General features: G+C 61.8%; 16 protein-coding genes and 1 pseudogene. 4 read left to right on the top strand and 13 right to left on the bottom strand.

Annotated elements, in window-relative coordinates; all coding sequences use genetic code 11:
• Positions 1-181: 181 nt before the first annotated feature.
• The 6 genes from betA to BM321_RS27970 all read right to left on the bottom strand — a co-directional run bounded on the left by betA (position 182) and on the right by BM321_RS27970 (position 7,631).
• Positions 182-1,885: a choline dehydrogenase gene (gene betA / locus BM321_RS27995; RefSeq protein WP_092446189.1), complete on the bottom strand. Its 1,704-nt coding sequence runs from the start codon at positions 1,883-1,885 to the stop codon at positions 182-184.
• 149 nt (positions 1,886-2,034) lie between these two features.
• The gene (betB, locus tag BM321_RS27990; protein WP_092446187.1) at positions 2,035-3,507 is read right to left on the bottom strand and encodes a betaine-aldehyde dehydrogenase; all 1,473 of its coding nucleotides are present in this window, start codon (positions 3,505-3,507) and stop codon (positions 2,035-2,037) included.
• A 79-nt stretch (positions 3,508-3,586) separates the two neighbouring features.
• Entirely contained in the window at positions 3,587-4,207 is a 621-nt protein-coding gene (gene betI / locus BM321_RS27985) for a transcriptional regulator BetI (RefSeq protein WP_092446185.1), read from the bottom strand.
• A 384-nt stretch (positions 4,208-4,591) separates the two neighbouring features.
• Positions 4,592-5,770: a choline ABC transporter ATP-binding protein gene (gene choV, locus BM321_RS27980; protein ID WP_060740268.1), complete on the bottom strand. Its 1,179-nt coding sequence runs from the start codon at positions 5,768-5,770 to the stop codon at positions 4,592-4,594.
• A complete protein-coding gene (gene choW, locus BM321_RS27975) occupies positions 5,767-6,612 on the bottom strand; it encodes a choline ABC transporter permease subunit (protein ID WP_092446183.1) in 846 nt (281 codons plus the stop codon). Before choW ends, choV begins: the two co-directional genes overlap by 4 nt.
• Positions 6,613-6,683: 71 nt before the next feature.
• Positions 6,684-7,631 carry a choline ABC transporter substrate-binding protein gene (locus BM321_RS27970; protein WP_072405846.1) on the bottom strand — a complete coding sequence of 316 codons (948 nt, stop codon included), beginning with the start codon at positions 7,629-7,631 and terminating at the stop codon, positions 6,684-6,686.
• Between the two features lie 425 nt (positions 7,632-8,056).
• On the opposite strand from BM321_RS27970, the gene BM321_RS27965 reads away from it, so the two are divergent.
• Positions 8,057-9,433 (top strand): L-serine ammonia-lyase, encoded by a 1,377-nt coding sequence (locus BM321_RS27965; RefSeq protein WP_092446181.1) that lies wholly within the window; start codon positions 8,057-8,059, stop codon positions 9,431-9,433.
• A gap of 581 nt (positions 9,434-10,014) precedes the next feature.
• On the top strand, positions 10,015-11,118 hold the full coding sequence (locus BM321_RS27960; RefSeq protein WP_060740272.1) for a choline metabolism transcriptional regulator GbdR: 1,104 nt from the start codon (positions 10,015-10,017) through the stop codon (positions 11,116-11,118).
• Positions 11,119-11,235: 117 nt separating this feature from the next.
• Here the strand turns inward: BM321_RS27960 and BM321_RS27955 are convergent, their stop codons facing one another.
• The 6 genes from BM321_RS27955 to BM321_RS27930 all read right to left on the bottom strand — a co-directional run bounded on the left by BM321_RS27955 (position 11,236) and on the right by BM321_RS27930 (position 16,714).
• Entirely contained in the window at positions 11,236-11,499 is a 264-nt protein-coding gene (locus tag BM321_RS27955; RefSeq protein ID WP_092333369.1) for a hypothetical protein, read from the bottom strand.
• A gap of 383 nt (positions 11,500-11,882) precedes the next feature.
• Positions 11,883-13,043 (bottom strand): gamma-butyrobetaine dioxygenase, encoded by a 1,161-nt coding sequence (locus tag BM321_RS27950; RefSeq protein ID WP_092446179.1) that lies wholly within the window; start codon positions 13,041-13,043, stop codon positions 11,883-11,885.
• Positions 13,044-13,062: 19 nt separating this feature from the next.
• Positions 13,063-13,539: a thioesterase family protein gene (locus BM321_RS27945; protein ID WP_092446178.1), complete on the bottom strand. Its 477-nt coding sequence runs from the start codon at positions 13,537-13,539 to the stop codon at positions 13,063-13,065.
• A 163-nt stretch (positions 13,540-13,702) separates the two neighbouring features.
• Complete coding sequence (locus tag BM321_RS27940; protein WP_092202810.1) at positions 13,703-14,668, bottom strand: L-carnitine dehydrogenase; 966 nt, start codon at positions 14,666-14,668, stop codon at positions 13,703-13,705.
• 142 nt (positions 14,669-14,810) lie between these two features.
• A complete protein-coding gene (locus tag BM321_RS27935; RefSeq protein ID WP_092446176.1) occupies positions 14,811-15,698 on the bottom strand; it encodes a 3-dehydrocarnitine:acetyl-CoA trimethylamine transferase CdhC in 888 nt (295 codons plus the stop codon).
• Between the two features lie 71 nt (positions 15,699-15,769).
• Positions 15,770-16,714, bottom strand: coding sequence for a choline ABC transporter substrate-binding protein (locus tag BM321_RS27930; RefSeq protein ID WP_092446175.1), 945 nt, complete (start codon positions 16,712-16,714; stop codon positions 15,770-15,772).
• 193 nt (positions 16,715-16,907) lie between these two features.
• Here BM321_RS27930 and BM321_RS27925 point away from each other — a divergent pair, with 193 nt between their 5' ends.
• The gene (locus BM321_RS27925) at positions 16,908-17,867 is read left to right on the top strand and encodes a GlxA family transcriptional regulator (RefSeq protein WP_092446173.1); all 960 of its coding nucleotides are present in this window, start codon (positions 16,908-16,910) and stop codon (positions 17,865-17,867) included.
• Positions 17,868-17,935: 68 nt separating this feature from the next.
• Positions 17,936-19,111 carry an ATP-binding protein gene (locus BM321_RS27920; RefSeq protein WP_092446172.1) on the top strand — a complete coding sequence of 392 codons (1,176 nt, stop codon included), beginning with the start codon at positions 17,936-17,938 and terminating at the stop codon, positions 19,109-19,111.
• 316 nt (positions 19,112-19,427) lie between these two features.
• Here BM321_RS27920 and BM321_RS27915 read toward each other — a convergent pair.
• A pseudogene (locus BM321_RS27915) lies at positions 19,428-19,682 on the bottom strand (IS110 family transposase); the annotation flags it as partial.

Here is a 19,682-nt window from a genome sequence, read left to right as displayed (position 1 = left end):
GTGCCTTTGTGGGAGCGGGCTTGCCCGCGAAGACGGCGGTACATCCGACATTGATGCAAGCCGATCCACCGCCATCGCGAGCAAGCTCGCTCCCACATGGGCCTTTCGGCGAGCACAAGATCTGTGCCAGCCACCGTGCCCTTTGTGGGAGCGAGCTTGCTCGCGATGGCGCTCCTGAGTCTTACTGAGCCATTGGCCCCACTTCCCGCAGTGGCTTGCCGCGCACCGGCGCGTCGCCGGCCACGTAGTACGGGGCGGTGCTGCGTGGCAGGGGCTTGCGACCGCGGATCTTGTCGGCGATTTTCTCGGCGATCATGATCGTCGGCGCGTTCAGGTTGCCGGTGGTGATGATCGGCATGATCGAGGCATCCACCACGCGCAGGCCTTGCATGCCATGCACGCGGCCTTCGCCGTCCACCACGGCCATGTCGTCGGTGCCCATCTTGCACGAGCAGGACGGGTGGAACGCGGTTTCGGCGTGTTCGCGGATGAACTGGTCCAGTTGCGCGTCCGTCTGCACCTCGATGCCCGGGCTGATCTCGCGCCCGCGGAACGGGTCGAGGGCCGGTTGTTGCATGATCTCGCGGGTCAGGCGGATGCCGTCGCGAAACTCCTGCCAGTCCTGCTCGGTCGCCATGTAGTTGAACAGGATGCTCGGGTGTTGGCGCGGGTCCTTGGACTTGGCCTGGATCCGGCCGCGGCTCGGCGAGCGCATGGAGCCCATGTGCGCCTGGAAACCGTGTTCCTTCACGCCGTTGCTGCCGTTGTAGTTAATCGCCACCGGCAGGAAGTGGTATTGGATGTTCGGCCAATCGAATTCCGGGCGGGTGCGGATGAAGCCGCCGGCCTCGAACTGGTTGCTGGCGCCGATACCGGTGCCGTTGAACAGCCATTCGGCACCGATGGCCGGCTGGTTGTACCAGAGCAGCGACGGGTACAGCGAAACCGGTTGGGTGCAGGCGTATTGCAGGTACAGCTCCAAGTGATCCTGCAGATTCTCACCGACCCCTGGCAGGTCATGGACCACCGGAATGTCGAGGCTTTCCAGCAATCGCGCCGGGCCGACGCCGGAGCGTTGCAGGATCTGTGGCGAGGCGATGGCGCCGGAGCACAGCAGCACTTCCTTGCGTGCCCGGGCTTCGACACGCTCTTCAGCGGCGCCCACCAGGTAACGCACGCCGACCGCACGCTTGCCTTCGAACAGGATCTTGTCGGTCAGGGCGTGGGTGACGATGGTCAGGGTCGAGCGCTTCTTGGCGATGTCCAGGTAACCGCGTGCGGTGCTGGCCCGACGGCCGTTGGGCGTGACGGTACGGTCCATCGGGCCGAAACCTTCCTGCTGGTAGCCGTTGAGGTCTTCGGTACGCGGGTAACCGGCCTGCACGCCGGCTTCGACCATGGCGTGGAACAACGGGTTGTTGCCGGCCTTGGGCGTGGTCACGCTGACCGGGCCGTCGCCGCCGTGGTAGTCGTTCGGGCCGATGTCCCGGGTCTCCGCTTTTCTGAAGTAGGGCAGGCAGTCCAGGTACGTCCAGTCCTCGAGGCCAGGCAGTTTTGCCCAGTTGTCATAGTCCAGGGCGTTGCCGCGGATGTAGCACATGCCGTTGATCAGCGAAGAACCGCCCAGGCCCTTGCCGCGACCGCACTCCATGCGGCGGCCGTTCATGTGCGGCTCAGGGTCGGTCTCGTAGGCCCAGTTATAGCGCCGGCCTTGCAGCGGGAATGCCAGGGCGGCAGGCATTTGCGTGCGGAAGTCGAGGCGATAGTCCGGGCCGCCGGCTTCGAGCAGCAGGACGGTGACGCCCTCGTCTTCGGTCAGGCGGGTGGCCAGGGTGTTACCGGCCGAGCCGGCACCGATGATGATGTAATCGAATTCTTGGGACATGAAATGCACCCTCTTTTTGAATTGGGTTCAGGTCAGGCCTGGCGAGTGCTTCGCACTCGATATCGCGAGCAAGCTCGCTCCCACATTGGAATGGGAGCTCTTGTGGGAGCGAGCTTGCTCGCGATGGCGGCCGCAGAGGCAACGCCGGCTTAGAACACCGACGCGTAATCGCCCAGTTCGACCTGCACCGACTTGATGCGGGTGAAGTTGTTCAGCGAACTGATGCCGTTCTCACGGCCCACGCCCGATTGCTTGTAGCCGCCCACCGGCATCTTGGCGTCGGACTCGCCCCAGGCGTTGATCCAGCAGATACCGGCTTCAAGCTGGTGGATCACACGGTGGGCGCGGTTAAGGTCGCGGGTCACGACGCCGGCGGCCAAGCCGAAATCGGTGTTGTTGGCGCGGCGGATCACTTCTTCTTCGGTGTCATAGGTGAGGATGCTCATCACTGGGCCGAATATTTCCTCGCGCACGATGGTCATTTCATCGGTGCAGTCGGTGAACACGGTCGGGGCGACGAACGCGCCCTTGGCGAATTCGCCTTCAGTCAGGCGACCGCCGCCGCACAGCAGGCGCGCGCCTTCGGCCTTGCCTTTCTCGATGTAGCCCAACACGCTTTCCATGTGGGCGAAGCTCACCAGCGGGCCGAAATTGGTGTTTTCGTCTTCTGGATTACCGATGCGGATGCGCGCCACGCGCTCGGCGATCTTGGCTTCGAAGGCCGCCTTGAGGTGGCTCGGCACGAACACGCGGGTGCCGTTGGTGCAGACCTGGCCGGAGCTGTAGAAGTTGGCCATCATCGCAGTGTCGGCGGCGCGGTCCAGGTCGGCATCGTCGCAGATGATCAACGGCGACTTGCCGCCCAGCTCCATGGTCACGTCCTTGAGTGAAGAACTCGAGGCGCTGGCCATGACTTTCTTGCCGGTGTCGGTGCCGCCGGTGAAGGAGATTTTCTCGATGCGCGGGTGCTCGGTCAGCCAGGTGCCGACTTCACGGCCGCTGCCGGTCAATACGTTGAACACACCCGCTGGAACGCCGGCTTCGGTGTAGATCTCGGCCAGTTTCAAGGTGGTCAGCGAGGTAACTTCGCTCGGTTTGAAGATCATCGCGTTACCGGCTGCCAGGGCCGGTGCGGATTTCCACAGGGCGATCTGGATCGGGTAGTTCCACGCGCCGATACCGGCCACTACGCCCAGGGGCTCGCGACGGGTGTAGACGAAAGACGTGTCGCGCAACGGGATCTGCTCGCCTTCGATGGCGGGCACCAGGCCGGCGTAGTATTCCAGCACATCAGCACCGGTGACGATGTCGACGTAGCGGGTTTCGGAGTAGGCCTTGCCGGTGTCCAGGGTTTCCAGGGCGGCCAGCTCATCGTTGCGCTCGCGCAGGATGTCCACGGCGCGGCGCAGGATGCGCGAGCGCTGCATGGCGGTCATGGCGGCCCAGACTTTCTGGCCCTTTTCGGCGCTGACCACGGCGCGCTCCACGTCCTCGAACGTTGCGCGCTGCACCAGGGCGAGTACTTCACCGTTGGCCGGGTTGATGGCTTCGAAAGTGGCGTCGCCGCTGGCATCGCTGTACGCGCCATCGATGTAGAGTTTTTGCAGTTCGAAACGGGCCATAAAGTCCTCGCAAGTGCATGAGTGGTTGGCTGGCCACCGAGCGTGTCGTTCATAGCTGACTACGCGCTGCGGTGGCGGTTCAGGAGTCGAGCGGTTCTGTGTGCTCTGGCACCCCTGCCTTGGCCAGTTGGAAATCCATGTATTCGTAAGCGATCTGGTGCGCCTGGGCGGTGTCGAACGCGTCTCCCGACAGCGCTCCGCGCAGCCACAAACCGTCAATCAACGCGGCCAGGCCCCGTGCCGCGCTGCGTGCCTGATCGACGGGCAACAGGCGGCGGAACTGACAGCACAGGTTGGAATACAGACGGTGATCGTTGATCCGCTGCAACCTGTGCAAAGACGGGTGGTGCATGCTGGTGGCCCAGAAGGCCAGCCAGGTTTTCATTGCCGGGCCATTGACCTGGCTGGCGTCGAAGTTGCCTTCGATGATCACCTTGAGGTGAGCCCGCGGGCTGGTGTCCTCCAGTGCCTGGCGGCGTGCGGTGACGTTTTCGCTCAGGACAGTCATCAGGTACTGGGCCGTGGCCGCGATCAGGCCGTTCTTGTCCTGAAAGTAGTGACTGATGATGCCGTTGGAGACACCAGCCAAACGAGCGATCAGCGCAATGCTGGCGTCCCCCATGCCGACCTGATCGACCGCTTGCAACGTGGCTTCGATCAATTGTTGGCGGCGGATGGGTTGCATACCGACCTTGGGCATCTAGCACATCTCCTTAGGCCTGCAGGCGGACAAGTGCAGTCCGTCATGGCGAGGGCCAGTCTATTTTGTTTTGATTGAACGTTCAATCAACAAAAACAAAGTTCTATGACACGTCGTCGCTGCTTGTCGGATTTCCACGTGTAAAGGGCGCTTGAAGGCACTTGGGAACACCGCCGCGCAGGGGCGAGGTCTTTTTCGGGATGTCTTTATAACACTCGTCGGTTGGTGTGAAGGCCTGACGCCGATTGATAGTTGGAATACTGTTGTGGCGAGGGGATAAATCCCCTCGCCACAGTTGTTTGCATTCCAGGTCAAGCTTGCCAGCAGTCAGCACTGCACAAACAAAAACGCCGCGATCATCTCGCGGCGTTTGTGTGCGTGGGCTCAGCCCAGGTTCTTGCCGAGCAGTGCGTGGTACAGCTCGCTGTCGCCCAGGATCCCGACGACTTTCTGGTTATCGTGGAGCACCAGTTTGTTGCCGGTCTGGTAGCGGATCTGCAACGCGTCGCGCATGCCGATGTTGGAATCCACCAGGGTCGGACGCCGGCCCAGCTCTTCCACCGACTGGCCCGGTGCCCAGTTTTGCAGGTCCAGGACCGCGCCGTTCTGCCGGGCGCCTTTGATGGTGTTGCCTTCGGCCAGGTCGAGCCAGGAGTCGCCGCCCGGATCCAGGCAAACCGAACCGTTGATGCGCTTGCAGTTGTCCAGGGTGCGCATCAGGCTGCGACCGCACAGGACGTTGAGTGGGTTGGTGTGGGCGACGAAGGTGCGCACATAGTCGTCCGCCGGGTTCAGCACGATTTCTTCCGGCTTGCTGTACTGGATGATCTTGCCGTCCTTCATGATCGCGATCCGCGTGCCCAGCTTCAGGGCTTCGTCCAGGTCATGGCTGACGAACACGATGGTCTTTTGCAGTTTGCGCTGCAGTTCCAGCAGTTCGTCCTGCAGGCCTTGGCGGATCAGCGGGTCGAGTGCCGAAAACGGTTCGTCCATCAGCAGGATGTCGGCGTCCATCGCCAGGGCGCGGGCCAGGCCGACCCGTTGCTGCATACCGCCGGACAGCTCGTCGGGTTTCTTGTTGCGCCACTGGGTCAGGCCCACCAGCTCAAGCTTCTCATCCACCAGCTTGCGCCGTTCCTTCTCGGGACGGCCCTGCATTTCCAGGCCGAAGCTGATGTTCTCGCGCACGGTCAGCCAGGGCATCAGGGCGAACTTCTGGAACACCATGGCGATGCGCTTGGTGCGCATCATCTTCAGTTCGGCGGGGGAGCAGGACGCGATGTCGATCTGCCGCCCTTCATGCTCGACGAACAACTTGCCACGACTGACCGTGTTCAAGCCGTTGATGCAGCGCAGCAGGCTGGATTTGCCTGAGCCGGAAAGGCCCATCAGGACGCAGATTTCGCCCTTCTCGATAGACAGGCTGGCTTTTTCCACACCGACGATCAGGCCGGTCTGCTGCAGGATCTCGGGGCGCGAAAAACCCTTGTCCAGCAGGTCCAGCGCGGCCTTGGGGCGGTTGGAGAAAATAACATCGACGTCTTCGAAACGAATGATGCTCATGCGTCACCCCCTACTTTAGCGTCGGGTTGTTTGCAGATGCGGTCGAGCATGATCGCCAGCAATACGATCGCCAGGCCGGCTTCGAAGCCCAGGGCGATATCGGCGGTGTTCAGTGCGTTGACCACGGGTTTGCCCAGGCCATCGGCACCCACCAGCGCGGCGATCACCACCATCGACAACGACAGCATGATGCACTGGGTGATACCGGCCGCGATGCTTGGCATCGCATGGGGCAGTTCGATACGCGACAGGAGTTGGCGGCGGGAGCAGCCGAAGGCTTTGCCGGCGTCCATCAGTTCGCCCGGAACGTCGCGGATGCCCAGGTAGGTCAGGCGGATAGGCGCGGCAATCGCGAACACCACCGTGGAGATCAGGCCCGGGACCACACCCAGACCGAAAAGGGTCAGGGTAGGAATGAGGTAGACGAAGGTCGGTACGGTCTGCATCAGATCGAGCACCGGACGCATCAGGGTATAGAACATCGGCTTGTGCGCGGCGACAATGCCCAGCGGTACGCCGATCAGCACACAGACCAGGGTCGCGAACAGCACCTGGGCGAGGGTTTCCATGGTTTCTTGCCAGTACCCCAGGTTGAGGATCAGCAGGAAGGACGCGATGACGAATACGGTCAGGCCCCATTTGCGCTGGATGAAGTGCGCCAATAGCGCAATGAGGCCGATCAGGGCCAGGGGGTTGAACCAGGTCAGCGCAAACGTCACGCCGTGAATCATCGTTTCCAGAAACAGCGCGATTGCGTCGAATGTGTTGGCGCCGTGTTGCGTCAACCATTCGACAAAGCCCGCGATGTACTGGCCCAAAGGTATTTTCTGATCAATAAGCATGGTAGTGAACGTCCGCATGCAAGGGAATAAACAGCCCGGGCGAGCGAACTCGCCCGGCATAACATCAGCAGTTATTGCGCAAGTTTGGCTTTCACGGCTTCCAGGCCAGGTTTACCGTCAATGGTGGTCACGCCAGCGAGCCAGGTATCGAGTACCTGTGGATTTTTCTTCAGCCAGGCCTTGGCGGCGGCCTCGGGTTTCATCTTGTCGTCGAGCACGTTGCCCATCAGCGTGCTTTCCATGTCGACGGTGAACTCCAGGTTTTTCAACAGTTGGCCAACGTTGCTGCATTCCTGGCTGTAGCCCTTGCGGGTGTTGGTCGCCACGGTAGCGGCACCGAAATCGGGGCCGAAGAAGTCGTCGCCGCCGGTCAGGTACTGGATCTTGAAACGCGTGTTCATCGGGTGCGGCGCCCAGCCGAGGAACACCACGTCGGTGCCACGCTTGGAGGCGCGGTCGACCTGCGAGAGCATGCCCGCTTCACTCGACTCGACGACTTTGAAGCCGGCGTCCTTCAGGCCGAAGGCGTTCTTTTCGATCATGCTCTGGATCAGGCGGTTGCCGTCGTTGCCCGGCTCGATGCCGTAGATCTTGCCGTCCAGCTCTTTCTTGAATTTGGGGATGTCGGCGAAGTCATGCAGACCTTTGTCATACAGGGCCTGGGGCACGGCGAGAGTGTACTTGGCGCCCTTGAGGTTGGTGCGCACGGTTTCCACGGTGCCGGCTTCGCGGTAGGCCTTGATGTCGTTTTCCATGGTCGGCATCCAGTTGCCGAGGAATACATCCATGTTCTTGCCATCGGCCAGGGACTTGTAGGTCACCGGCACGGAAATCATGGTGGTCTTGGTCTTGTAGCCCAGCGCGTCCAGCACCACGCTGGTGGTCGCCGTGGTCACGGTAATGTCGGTCCAGCCGACATCGGAGAAATTGACGGTGCTGCACTTTTCGGGTTCTGCAGCGTTGGCCAGCATCGGAAGACTCAGCATGGCGGCCAACAACAACGGCTTGGAACCTTTCATGGGTGGACTCCTGGTGTTTTATCGGCGGTGTCCGGTCAGGACAACCACGCTTAATTGGATGTTGCGGTTGGTGGCGCGTGGGCACTCTCTGACACGCGGCCTTGCAAACGAGCCGTAACCGATCATGTACCAGTGCAAATCTGACGCCTACAGGGTGGGTCGTATCCAGTACAGGGATGGTCGCATCCAGTGTCGGTGACGTCGTTTACAGATTTTTTCCGCCCCTGATGGGCCTCTGACACGCAGAAAAACGCCGCAGAACCGGGGTCAGGGACGGGCGGCGCTGGTGGGCATGATTGCGTCGGTGTCAGACGTCGGGCGCCAAGGCAAAAACCGGATGATGCGGCCATCCCGGCGTTGAGCGTAGCAGCTCCGTCACCGGACGCTCCTGCGCCCGGATGTGCCTGTTCTGGAGGTTATCGGCAATGGCAATCAGCGTTTTCGACTTGTTCAAAATCGGTATCGGCCCGTCCAGTTCCCACACCGTGGGCCCCATGCGTGCCGCGGCGCTGTTCGTTGAAGCGCTGAAGGCAAAGGCCCTGCTCAATGATGTGCGTCGGGTCGAGGTGCAATTGTTCGGTTCGCTGTCGGCCACCGGCATCGGCCACGGCAGCGACAACGCCGTGATCATGGGCCTGATGGGGGAGTGGCCGGACGCAATCGACCCGTCGCGGATCGGCCCGCGCATCGAGCTGCTGCGTGAAACCCAGACCCTGCTGCTCGACGGTCGCCTGCCGGTGCCGTTCGTATGGTCCCGGGACATGCGCCTGATCGATGAAAACCTGCCGTTCCATCCCAATGCGATGACGCTGGTGGCCGAGGGCGCCGGCGGCGAGCTGCACCGTGACACTTATTACTCGGTGGGCGGTGGCTTTGTCGTCGATCAGGCCCAGGCCTCCAGCGGCGTGGTGGATCTGGACAGCACTGAGCTGCCTTACGATTTCTCCAGTGCCGAAGAATTGCTTGAGCTGTGCCGTACCCACAACTTGCGGGTAGCCGAGTTGATGCTGGCCAACGAAAAGGTCTGGCGGTCCGAAGAAGAGATCCGCAGTGGCCTGATGAAACTGTGGCGGGCCATGCAGGATTGCGTCGAGCAGGGCCTCAAGCACGAAGGCATCCTGCCGGGCGGTTTGAATGTGCGCCGGCGGGCAGCCAAGTTGCACCGCAGCCTGCAAGAGCTGAACAAGCCCAATGTCATCGGCTCGACCCTCAGCGCCATGGAGTGGGTCAACCTGTTCGCCCTGGCGGTCAACGAGGAGAACGCGGCTGGCGGACGCATGGTCACGGCGCCGACCAACGGTGCGGCGGGGATCATTCCGGCGGTGCTGCACTATTTCATGAAATTCAGCGAAGCGGTCACCGACGCCAACGTCGTGGATTATTTCCTCGCTGCGGCGGCCGTCGGGATCCTCTGCAAAAAGAACGCATCGATCTCCGGCGCCGAGGTCGGTTGCCAAGGCGAGGTGGGATCGGCTTGCGCCATGGCGGCGGCGGGCCTGGCGGAAATCCTCGGGGCCACGCCGGAGCAACTGTGCAACGCGGCGGAAATCGGCCTGGAGCACAACCTCGGCCTGACCTGCGACCCGGTGGGCGGTCTGGTGCAGGTGCCGTGCATCGAGCGCAACGCGATCGCCGCGGTCAAGGCCATCAACGCCGCACAAATGGCCCTGCGCGGGGATGGCCAGCATTTCATCTCCCTGGACCGGGTGATCCGCACCATGCGTGATACCGGTGCCGACATGCATGACAAATATAAAGAGACCTCGCGCGGCGGCTTGGCGGTCAGTGCGGTGGAGTGCTGAAGCACGCATTGCCGGGGCTCTCTGTGGCGAGGGAGCTTGCTCCCGCTGGGTTGCGAAGCAACCCCAAGGCCTGATCGTGGTGTTTCACCGTTATCGCGTAAATAGGATTTGCGACCGCTACGCGGTCGAGCGGGAGCAAGCTCCCTCGCCACGGGTTGTTCTTAGAATCGCTCACAAAATGCACACCCACCCTGAAACACGCCACCTTTTAGCGCGTCGCAAACAGACAAGACACCCATTGTCGAGCCAACCGCTGAATCGCGCTCGACCGTCCGTCACCCGCACCGTGGTGCTACTCCTTGCGCAAGCCGCGCAGCCCCGTTCCCACAAGTGCTACCGAACTGCTCACAGCCTTCTGTGATCGGTACCTGCAGCCATTGACGGCACCTAAAACCTGGACTTGATGCACGCCTTATATAGACAGGCCGCGATGTCGTTTTCAGGATTTATTGAACACACATTCAATTTTAGGCATGGCAATTGCTCTATCCCGATAAAGCCCTGTCTCGCGCAAGAGAACGTGGCAATAACAAGAGCCTCCGCCTGAGGCCATCACCCGCTTTGTGTGAGGAGATACCGCGATGACGACGTCCAACTCCGGGGCCCAACCCCAGAACCGTGCGCCTCAATCCATCGGCTTTTTGCTGCTGGACAATTTCACGCTGATTTCCCTGGCGTCCGCGGTGGAACCGCTACGCATGGCCAACCAGCTATCCGGTCGCGAGCTGTATCGCTGGACCACCCTCACGGTCGATGGCGGCCAGGTCTGGGCCAGCGACGGTTTGCAGATCACCCCCGACGCCTCCATGCACAAGGCGCCGCCCCTGGACACCGTCATCGTCTGTGGTGGCATTGGCATCCAGCGCACCGTGACCCGTGAACACGTGTCGTGGTTGCAGAGCCAGGCTCGCCAGTCCCGTCGCCTCGGCGCGGTCTGCACCGGCAGTTGGGCCCTGGCCTGCGCCGGCCTGTTGGACGGTTTCGATTGCAGCGTGCACTGGGAATGCCTGGCGGCGATGCAGGAAGCGTTCCCGCGGGTATCGATGAGCACCCGCCTGTTCACCCTCGACCGCAACCGCTTCACCAGCTCCGGTGGCACCGCGCCGCTGGACATGATGTTGCACCTGATCAGTCGCGATCACGGTCGCGAGTTGTCGGCGGCGATCTCTGAAATGTTTGTCTACGAGCGTATCCGCAACGAGCAGGATCACCAGCGTGTACCGCTCAAGCACATGCTTGGCACCAACCAGCCGAAGTTGCAGGAAATCGTGGCGTTGATGGAAGCCAACCTCGAAGAGCCGATCGACCTGGACGAGCTGGCGGTGTACGTCGCCGTGTCCCGGCGTCAGCTGGAGCGGTTGTTCCAGAAATACCTGCACTGCTCACCGTCGCGCTACTACCTCAAGCTGCGGCTCATTCGTGCACGGCAGTTGCTCAAGCAGACGCCGATGTCGATCATCGAGGTGGCCTCGGTGTGCGGCTTCGTTTCCACCCCGCACTTCTCCAAGTGCTACCGCGAATACTTCGGCATTCCGCCGCGGGACGAGCGCGTCGGTTCCAACACCACGCAACAGGTGGCGATGATGCCGCTGCCGCAGGCGTTGGTGCTGTCGCCATTGTCCGGGCCGCTGTCGGCGCTGAGCCAGGCGCGTAATGAATCGACGTTTGCCAGTGTGAGGCTCTAGGACTTCTAGCGCCTTCATCGCGAGCAAGCTCGCTCCCACAGGGAGATCGCCTGGGTGCAATAGAGCGTGTGCACACCAGGGATCACTGTGGGAGCGAGCTTGCTCGCGATTGGTTTATCAGGTGTTGTGGTTTTGCTGGTAATCCATCAGCGCCGGCAACAATTGCTTATCGATCGCCTGGCGCACGGCCGGCAGGATGGTCGCACTGCTGGTGTACATCCTCTTGACCATCAGGCGCAGTTCATTGGCACGGGCCTGGTCCAAACCCCGCACGGCGCACTCGCATGCCTGCTCGGCGGTGGAGCCGCTGGGTATTTGCAGTCCCAGGGCCTTGAGATGGCCCAGCAGGTCTTCCTGGTCGATCAAATCGGCGTGCATCATGACGCTTTTCCTTGTTCAGGGATTGGGGTCGTGTCTCGATTCTGGTAGCCACCCGAAGCGGCGGCAAGGGCAAATGGTCGCAATGTCATGAATGACTATGGAGGCGTCGTTTTCGGTTAACTTGCCCAGGCCTGGACTGGGCACACTGGCCCCAAGCTGAATCACGATGGTTTGGTCACCCTCGCGCGACAGCTCCTCCAGTAACGCAACCTGCCCCGATCCTGTCACGGCTTGATCGGGGATTTTTTTGTCTGTGACAATCAGGGAGTGATGGGTTGTTCGTCAGGACGCTATCGCGAGCAAGCTCGCTCCCACAGTAGGTTTTGTGAACGACACAGCCCCCCTGTGGGAGCGAGCTTGCTCGCGATGAACGATGACGCGGTCTACCTCTGCAGCACCAGAATCCGCGACAACAACTCATCCCGATCCACATAGCACCCCTGGAAATGCCGTGCCCCGGAGGCCGGGTCGAAGGCATGGCGGGCATGGAGGGTGCGGCGGTTGTCGAAGCACCAGAGCTGGCCCGGTTCGAGACGCTGCACCACGCGAAAGCGTGGCTCGCGGGTCAGGGCGATGAAGCGGCGGTAGGCACGGTAGAGTTTGGGCATCTGCTCGACCGAGGTGTCGAACGGTCCACGCAGGAAGTTCGCCATGCGGATTTCCGAGACTTCTCCAAGGGCGTCCAGGGCGATGATCGGCGCCAGGCAGCGGTAGTCGCTGCGGCGGTCCTTGTTGCGAAATTCCACCGGAATCCGGCACAGGGCGTCGAAGGCCTCGGGGTCTTCCTGGCGCAGGGTTTCGGCAATGGCGAAACCGTCGACAAAAATGCTCTCGCCACCGTCGGCGTCATTCACCAGGCAGTGCAAGAACTGCAGCCCCGGCTGCAGCTCCCGGGTCGGCAGGTCGGTGTGCAGCGGCAGGTTGAAAGCGGTGTAGGCGTTGCTGTCGGCATCGGCCTTGGACTGCACGTTGAACAGCACGCCGAAGTTGCTCTCGCGGATGAAGGAAATGCGCTGGGCAATCTGTTTCAACGAACCGGGTTCGGTGGGCACGCCGCGCACTTGGGTCAGGCCGATGTCGCGTAGCGCCAGCAACCATTGCAGCAACGCGTCGGTATCGTCCATCAGCGCCGGGTAATCGAACACCGGCAGTGGCAGGTCGTGCCGCCACAGTTGGCGCCGGGGCCTGTTCGCCAGGCGCTCGGCCCGGGATTGATCATCGTAGGCATGGGCGCGCAACCAGCCCGGGTCAAAACGGCTCTGGTGGCCGTCCTGCCAGTCCACGCATAGGCAGCCTTCGTCGAGGCGAATCGCGCCGGGGGCCATGTCCTCAGCGACATCGACGATTTCCAGCACCTGCTCGCGGGTGACGCTGTAGACGCATTGGGGGCAAGGGCAGTTGTCCCGTAACCAGGGGTGATGAAAGGGGCTGGTCCGGCCATCGGCCCATGTCACTTGGACCCGGTCGGCCAAGGGGGTTGCGGCGGTCAACGCGAAGATCAGGGGATAACGGCGGAAGTCGGCAAAAGCGGCGGCGGTGTTCATGCGATCTCCTGTGCGAAGCTTACCGGGCGGGGGGCAGGGCGATGACCCGGCCGATGTAGGTCGGGGGCGGCAGGTCGGATTGCTCCTCAAGCAGGGCCTCGAGCCGGGCCAGGGTCGGCTCCGTGAAGGGCGCCGAGCGCGGGCCCGCCAGATCGACGTGCAGCAGCATCTGCTCATTACCGGCCAGTTCTTTGTCACCCCCCACCAGGTGCAGGCTGTGGTAGAGGTGCAGGCGTTTGGCGTCGTGGCCGATGATCTGCGTGTGCACTTGCACCTCGGCCCCGAGCTTCACTTCGTGCAGGTAGTTGAGGTGTAGCTCAAGGGTGAACAGCGAGTGCCCGCTGGCTTCGCGGTTCTGGCTGTCCAGGCCGAGCCGGTCCATCAGCGCGTCGGTGGCGTAGCTGAAGATCAGCAAGTAGAAGGCATCGCGCAGATGGCCGTTGTAATCGACCCATTCGGGGAGGATGCGGGTCTGGTAGGTGGTGAGGGTGGGCATGATTCAGGTCCGACAATTGGGGTGACTGGGCTGGCGCTGTCGCGAGCAAGCTCGCTCCCACAGGGATCTCCGGGGGGAGATAAAGAGCGTTCACACCGCGAAATCCTTGTGGGAGCGAGCTTGCTCGCGATGGGGCCAGACCTGCTGGCCCTCAAACCAGGGTTTACTCTTCGAAAGCCATGCCATGCTTGGCCTTGGTGGTCTTCACCGCCTCCAGCACCGCCAGCAAACAATCATCACGATAGCGCTCCAGGGCCGAGATGCTGTGGCTGCCCAATTGCTCGCTCGTGCCGTCCACCACATCGTCGATCAGCTTTTCGGTCAGCTCCGGCGCTGGCAGGTAGGTCCAGGGCAGTTGCAGTGCCGGGCCGAACTGGGCCATGAAGTGCCGCATGCCGGCATCGCCACCGGCCAGGGTGTAGGTCAGGAACGTGCCCATGAATGACCAGCGCAGGCCGGCGCCAAAACGAATGGCATCGTCGATTTCCCCCGTGGTGGCGACGCCGTCGTTGACCAGGTGCAGGGCTTCGCGCCACAGCGCTTCGAGCAGGCGGTCGGCGATGAAGCCGGGCACTTCCTTGCGTACGTGCAGCGGCCGCATGCCGAGGGATTCATACACCTGCATGGCCGCCTGCACCGCTTCGGGGGCGGTGTGCTTGCCACCGACCACTTCCACCAGCGGCAACAGGTAAACCGGGTTGAACGGGTGTCCGACCACGCAGCGTTCCGGGTGGGTCGCACCTTCGTAGAATTCGCTGGGCAACAGCCCCGAAGTGCTGGAGCCGATCAATGCATTCGGCTTGGCGGCTGCGCTGATCTGGCCGTGCAGTTCGAGCTTCAGTTCCAGGCGCTCGGGGGCGCTTTCCTGGATGAAGTCGGCGTCGCGCACGCATTCTTCGATGGTCGCGACAAAGCGCAGCCGATCCTGCGAGGCACCAGGGGCCAGGCCCTGTTTCTCCAGCGCGCCCCAAGCGTTGGCGACGCGTTTGCGCAATGCCGCCTCGGCACCCGGCGCCGGGTCCCAGGCGACAACGTCGAGGCCATGGGCCAAGGCCCGGCTGACCCAGCCGCTGCCAATTACACCACTGCCCAGGGCGGCGAAGGTCTTGATGTCGGTGATAAAGCTCATGGTGATTTCCTGAAAAGAGTGAAGATCACCTGTGGGAGCGAGCTTGCTCGCGATGGCGTCGGTACATCCAACGCCTCTTCGAAGGCAGGAATATCGCTATCGCGAGCGAGCTCGCTCCCACAGGGTTATGTGCAGGTTCGGCTCAGCCCCGTGGGGTCAGGCCCATTTTCTTGCGGCCCTCGGCCGGCGTAAGTACCCGGGCCCCGAGGCGGCTGAGGATTTCGCTTGCGCGCTCCACCAGTTGGCCGTTGGTGGCGAGCACGCCTTTATCCAGCCAGAGGTTGTCTTCCAGCCCGACCCGCACGTTGCCCCCCAGCAGCACCGCCTGGGCAGCCATCGGCATTTGCATGCGGCCGATGCCGAAGCCGGCCCATACCGCGTCGGCCGGCAGGTTGTCGACCATGGCCTTCATGGTGGTGGTGTCGGCCGGCGCGCCCCATGGGATGCCCAGGCAGAGCTGGAACAGCGGGTTGTCCAGCAGGCCTTCCTTGATCAGTTGCTTGGCGAACCACAGGTGCCCGGTGTCGAAGATTTCCAGCTCGGCCTTGACCCCCAGCTCGGTGATGCGCTTGGCGCCGGCGCGCAGTTGCGCCGGGGTGGAGACGTAAATGGTGTCGCCGTCGCCGAAGTTCAGGGTGCCGCAATCCAGCGTGCAGATTTCCGGCAACAGCTCTTCGACGTGGGCCAGGCGGGTCAGCGGACCCACCAGGTCGGTGTTGGGACCGAACTCCATCGGCCGTTCGCCCGCACCGATTTCCAGGTCACCGCCCATGCCGGCGGTGAGGTTGACGATGATGTCCACGTCCGCCTCACGGATGCGCTCCATCACTTCGCGGTACAGCGCCACGTCGCGGCTGAACTTGCCGGTTTGCGGGTCGCGGACGTGGCAGTGGACCACGGTGGCACCGGCCTTGGCGGCTTCGACGGCAGCGGCGGCGATCTGTTTCGGGGTGACCGGCACGTGGGGGCTCTTGGCGGTCGTGTCGCCAGCACCGGTGAGTGCGCAGGTGATGATGACGTCGTGGTTCATGGTGCGGATTCCTTCAGGCGTAGTGAGTCACCGCGCAGCCGTTGGGTGCTGCGCAGAGGGAGAACGTTTGGTCAGTTACTGGTGAGTTTCAGGTTGTCGGCGGCCGGCTTGCCGTCGAAGGTGGTCACGCCTTCGAGCCAGCGCTGCTTGTCTTGCGGATGATCCTTGAGCCATTGCCGGGCCGATTCGAGCGGATCCTTGTGATCGAGCAGCGGCTGCATCATCCGGCTCTCGTCTTCGGCGGTGAAGGTCAGGTTGCTCAACAAACGACCGACGTTCGGGCATTGCTCGGCGTAGTTCGGCGCGGTGACGGTCCAGACGGTGGCCATGCCTTCGTTCGGGCCGAGGGCGTCTTCGCTGCCGGTGAGGTAGGTCATTTGCACGTTGACGTTCATCGGATGCGGTGCCCAGCCAAAGAACACCACGGCTTCCTTGCGCCGTACGGCGCGGTCCACGGCGGCGAGCATGCCGGCTTCGCTGGATTCCACCAGTTGGAATTTGCCCAGACCGAACTGGTTCTTGGCGATCATCGCCTTGATCTGGGTGTTGGCGCCGGAGCCGGGTTCGATGCCGTAGATCTTGCCACCCAACTCTTTTTCGAATTTGGCGATGTCGGCGAAGCTCTTCAAGCCCTTGTCGGCCAGGTAGGTCGGCACGGCCAGGGTGGCGCGGGCGTCCTTGAGGCTGGGTTGTTCCAGGACCTTGACCTGCTTGGCTTCGAGGAATGGGGTGATGGTCTGGGTCATTAGCGGGTTCCAGTAGCCCAGGAACAGGTCCAGGCGTTGGTCACGAATGCCGGCGAAGATGATTTGCTGGGAGGCGCTGGTCTGCTTGGTCTTGTAGCCGAGGCCGTCGAGCATCACTTGGGTCAGGGCGCTGGTGGCGATGACGTCGGTCCAGTTGACCACGCCCAGGCGCACGTTCTGGCACGCGGCGGGTTCAGCTGCCATGACGGCGCCGTTCATCAAGGTGGTAGCGCTGAGTGCAAGAACGCAGGAGCTGATCAGTCGTTTCATGTCGGGTTCCTCGGCAGCTTATTGTTATGGGGCTCCGGTGTCTGTGCGCCGGTGATGCCAAGTTACGCAGCCCGAAGCATGGCAAAACGCACAGCGGCGACGTGCTCTTGCACTGCAGCGACCTGCGCTCTTGAACGACGCTTGCAACTGGCGTATCAAGGTCCGCACGCTACCCGTCGACCGAGTGCGCTTCATGTCCCAGGATTTCTACTTCTTGTTGATGCCGGGCTTTTCAGCCATCGGTTTCATTTCGGCCATCGAGCCGTTGCGGGTCGCCAATCGTTTTCGTGGCGAGCTGTATCGCTGGCATGTGTTGAGCGTCGATGGCGGGGCGGTGCTGGCGAGCAATGGCATGTCGGTCAACGCCGATGCCGCGCTGGAGCCATTGAAGAAGGGCGCGACCCTTTGGGTGGTGGCAGGGTTCGAACCACTGAAGTTCGCCACCCCGGCCCTGGAGCGCTGGTTGCATCGGTTGGATAACGAAGGCGTGATCCTGGGCGGCATCGACACCGGCAGTGTGGTCCTGGCCGAGGCGGGGCTGCTGGACGGACACCGCGTGACCTTGCACTGGGAAGCGATCGAGGCATTCAAGGAGTCTTATCCGCAGCTTGGCGTGACTCAGGAACTGTTTGAAATCGACCGTCGCCGCATCACTTGCGCCGGTGGCACCGCGTCCATCGACCTGATGCTCGACCTGATCGGCCAGGCCCATGGTTCGGAGCTGGCGATCCAGGTCAGCGAACAGTTCGTGCTCGGCCGCATCCGCCCGCGCAAAGACCACCAGCGCATGGAAATCTCCAACCGCTATGGCATTCGCAACAAGAAGCTGGTGCACGTCATCGGCGAGATGGAAACCCACAGCGAACCGCCCCTGAGCACCTTGGCCCTGGCCGAGTCGATCAACGTCACCCGCCGCCAGCTCGAACGCCTGTTCCGCCTGCACCTGAACGACACCCCGAGCAACTTCTACCTGCGCTTGCGCCTGGAAAAGGCCCGGCAACTGCTGCGCCAGACCGATATGAGCGTGCTGGAGGTCAGTATTGCCTGCGGTTTCGAATCACCGTCGTACTTCACCCGCAGTTACCGGGCACGGTTCGCGCGCTGTCCACGGGAAGATCGGCGGAGGCAGGGGGATGGGCGGGAGGTGGTTTGACAGGCTTTTATACTCAATTATACTCGCGACTATAAATTATACCTGTCGCCATAATTGAGTATAAAACCATGTCCAAGCACTCCGGTTTTGTATTCCGGCGCCCTGATCTGGCCCGCAATATTGTCGATGGGCTGGTCGGCGCCGGGATTCAGGATTACACCTCAGGCCTGTTCCTGGCCGCGCCGAGACGTACCGGCAAAAGTACGTTCCTGCGTGAAGACTTGATTCCCGAGTGCGAAACCAGCGGCTGGCTCGCGGTCTACGTCGACCTGTGGACCAATAAGGAGAAAGACCCTGCCGACCTGATCGCTTCGGCAATCGCCGGGGCCCTGGTGCCTTATGAAAAGGGGATCCGCAAGCTGGCCAAATCCATGGGCATCGACAAACTCAGCTTCTTGCGCACGTTGTCCTGGGATTTCAGCCTGCCGCAACTGCCCGAGGGGGCGACGCTGACCCAGGCGCTGGATTTGTTGCACAGTGCGGCCGGTAAAACCGTGGTGCTGGTGATCGACGAAGCCCAGCATGCGTTGACCACCGAGGCCGGGGTCAACGCGATGTTCGCCCTCAAGGCCGCCCGCGACCAACTCAACCAAGGGCGTGAGGGAGATACCAGCGGCCTGCGCCTGGTGTTCACCGGCTCCAATCGCGACAAACTCGCGCACTTGGTACTCAGTCGTAACCAACCGTTCTACGGATCCAGCATCACCCCGTTCCCATTGCTGGGTAAAGAGTTCACCAAAGCCTACGCTGCCCATTTGAACGCGCATCTGGCCCAAACCAATCAGTTCAATGCCGATGATCTGGATCAGGCCTTCGAGTTGGTAGGGCGCCGCCCTGAAATGCTGCGCAGCATCATTGGCGAAATTGCCTTGGAGCTGGGCGAGGCGAGCCACTTGGGCGAATTGCTGCGCAACAGTGCGCAAATGCTCCGTGCTGGCGTCTGGACCGAGTTTGAAAGCGCCTGGAACGCCTTGACGGTGCCGCAACGGGCAGTGCTGCAGGTCATGGCCGAGCGCTCGCAAAACAACGAACCCTTTGCGCCCTTCACCGATTCAACGCTGGACGCTGTGGGCAAGGTGCTCAGGAGCATGGGGAGCGAAGTCGTGCCGGGCACCCAGACCATCCAATCCTGCATCGACGCGCTGCGTGACAAGGAGTTGGTGTGGAAGTCCAATCGCGGTGGTTACGCCTTGGAGGACAAAGCGTTTGCGGATTGGTTGAAGGGGTATCGCAAGCAACATTGAATTTTGAATATATCCCGTGGCGAGGGAGATCCCGCAGCCTGCGATGAGGCTGCGCTGTCGCGCAGAGAACATGCCGATAAATCGGCAAATAATTTATCTTTAAAATCAATGAGATAAATTTTGTTCTATAAAAGCTTGCTCCCGCTGGGTGCGCCCTGTAGGAGCTGTCGAGTGCAACGAGGCTGCGATCTTTCCCCAGACATTTGAATCCCAAGCGAAAGATCAAAAGATCGCAGGCTTCGCCAGCTCCTACAGAGCCCAGCGGGAGCAAGCTCTTATCAAACAAAAAATAACCCATTGTTTTTGCTTCTAAAAATCATGCTGCTTTGACTAATTGCATGCCCAACTTGCGGGCCTTGCGCTCCAGAGCCCGCAATTGGCGTCCCCGGCTTTTCTCCTCAAACTCTTCTATCCCTTTCTCAACGTAGGGCTGGCCTTTGGTGAGCATGGCGTAAATCAATCGCGCCAGTTGATGAGCCGTCGCCTTGATCGCACAACTGGTGTCCATCCGCGTCAGGCGGGCACGGTGACTGGCGCCAATAAAACTTTTGTCCTGCCGGGCGTTTGAGGC

The organism is Pseudomonas sp. NFIX10 (assembly GCF_900111955.1).
GTDB lineage: Bacteria > Pseudomonadota > Gammaproteobacteria > Pseudomonadales > Pseudomonadaceae > Aquipseudomonas > Aquipseudomonas fluorescens_AA.
This window is presented reverse-complemented; position numbering and strand designations above follow the sequence as displayed.

What these genes read in the sequence shown, in the direction of transcription:
- betA (WP_092446189.1), bottom strand. Translation starts at nt 1,885, where the DNA reads ATGTCCCAAGAATTCGATTACATCATCATCGGTGCCGGCTCGGCCGGT.
- betB (WP_092446187.1), bottom strand. Translation starts at nt 3,507, where the DNA reads ATGGCCCGTTTCGAACTGCAAAAACTCTACATCGATGGCGCGTACAGC.
- betI (WP_092446185.1), bottom strand. Translation starts at nt 4,207, where the DNA reads ATGCCCAAGGTCGGTATGCAACCCATCCGCCGCCAACAATTGATCGAA.
- choV (WP_060740268.1), bottom strand. Translation starts at nt 5,770, where the DNA reads ATGAGCATCATTCGTTTCGAAGACGTCGATGTTATTTTCTCCAACCGC.
- choW (WP_092446183.1), bottom strand. Translation starts at nt 6,612, where the DNA reads ATGCTTATTGATCAGAAAATACCTTTGGGCCAGTACATCGCGGGCTTT.
- BM321_RS27970 (WP_072405846.1), bottom strand. Translation starts at nt 7,631, where the DNA reads ATGAAAGGTTCCAAGCCGTTGTTGTTGGCCGCCATGCTGAGTCTTCCG.
- BM321_RS27965 (WP_092446181.1), top strand. Translation starts at nt 8,057, where the DNA reads ATGGCAATCAGCGTTTTCGACTTGTTCAAAATCGGTATCGGCCCGTCC.
- BM321_RS27960 (WP_060740272.1), top strand. Translation starts at nt 10,015, where the DNA reads ATGACGACGTCCAACTCCGGGGCCCAACCCCAGAACCGTGCGCCTCAA.
- BM321_RS27955 (WP_092333369.1), bottom strand. Translation starts at nt 11,499, where the DNA reads ATGATGCACGCCGATTTGATCGACCAGGAAGACCTGCTGGGCCATCTC.
- BM321_RS27950 (WP_092446179.1), bottom strand. Translation starts at nt 13,043, where the DNA reads ATGAACACCGCCGCCGCTTTTGCCGACTTCCGCCGTTATCCCCTGATC.
- BM321_RS27945 (WP_092446178.1), bottom strand. Translation starts at nt 13,539, where the DNA reads ATGCCCACCCTCACCACCTACCAGACCCGCATCCTCCCCGAATGGGTC.
- BM321_RS27940 (WP_092202810.1), bottom strand. Translation starts at nt 14,668, where the DNA reads ATGAGCTTTATCACCGACATCAAGACCTTCGCCGCCCTGGGCAGTGGT.
- BM321_RS27935 (WP_092446176.1), bottom strand. Translation starts at nt 15,698, where the DNA reads ATGAACCACGACGTCATCATCACCTGCGCACTCACCGGTGCTGGCGAC.
- BM321_RS27930 (WP_092446175.1), bottom strand. Translation starts at nt 16,714, where the DNA reads ATGAAACGACTGATCAGCTCCTGCGTTCTTGCACTCAGCGCTACCACC.
- BM321_RS27925 (WP_092446173.1), top strand. Translation starts at nt 16,908, where the DNA reads ATGTCCCAGGATTTCTACTTCTTGTTGATGCCGGGCTTTTCAGCCATC.
- BM321_RS27920 (WP_092446172.1), top strand. Translation starts at nt 17,936, where the DNA reads ATGTCCAAGCACTCCGGTTTTGTATTCCGGCGCCCTGATCTGGCCCGC.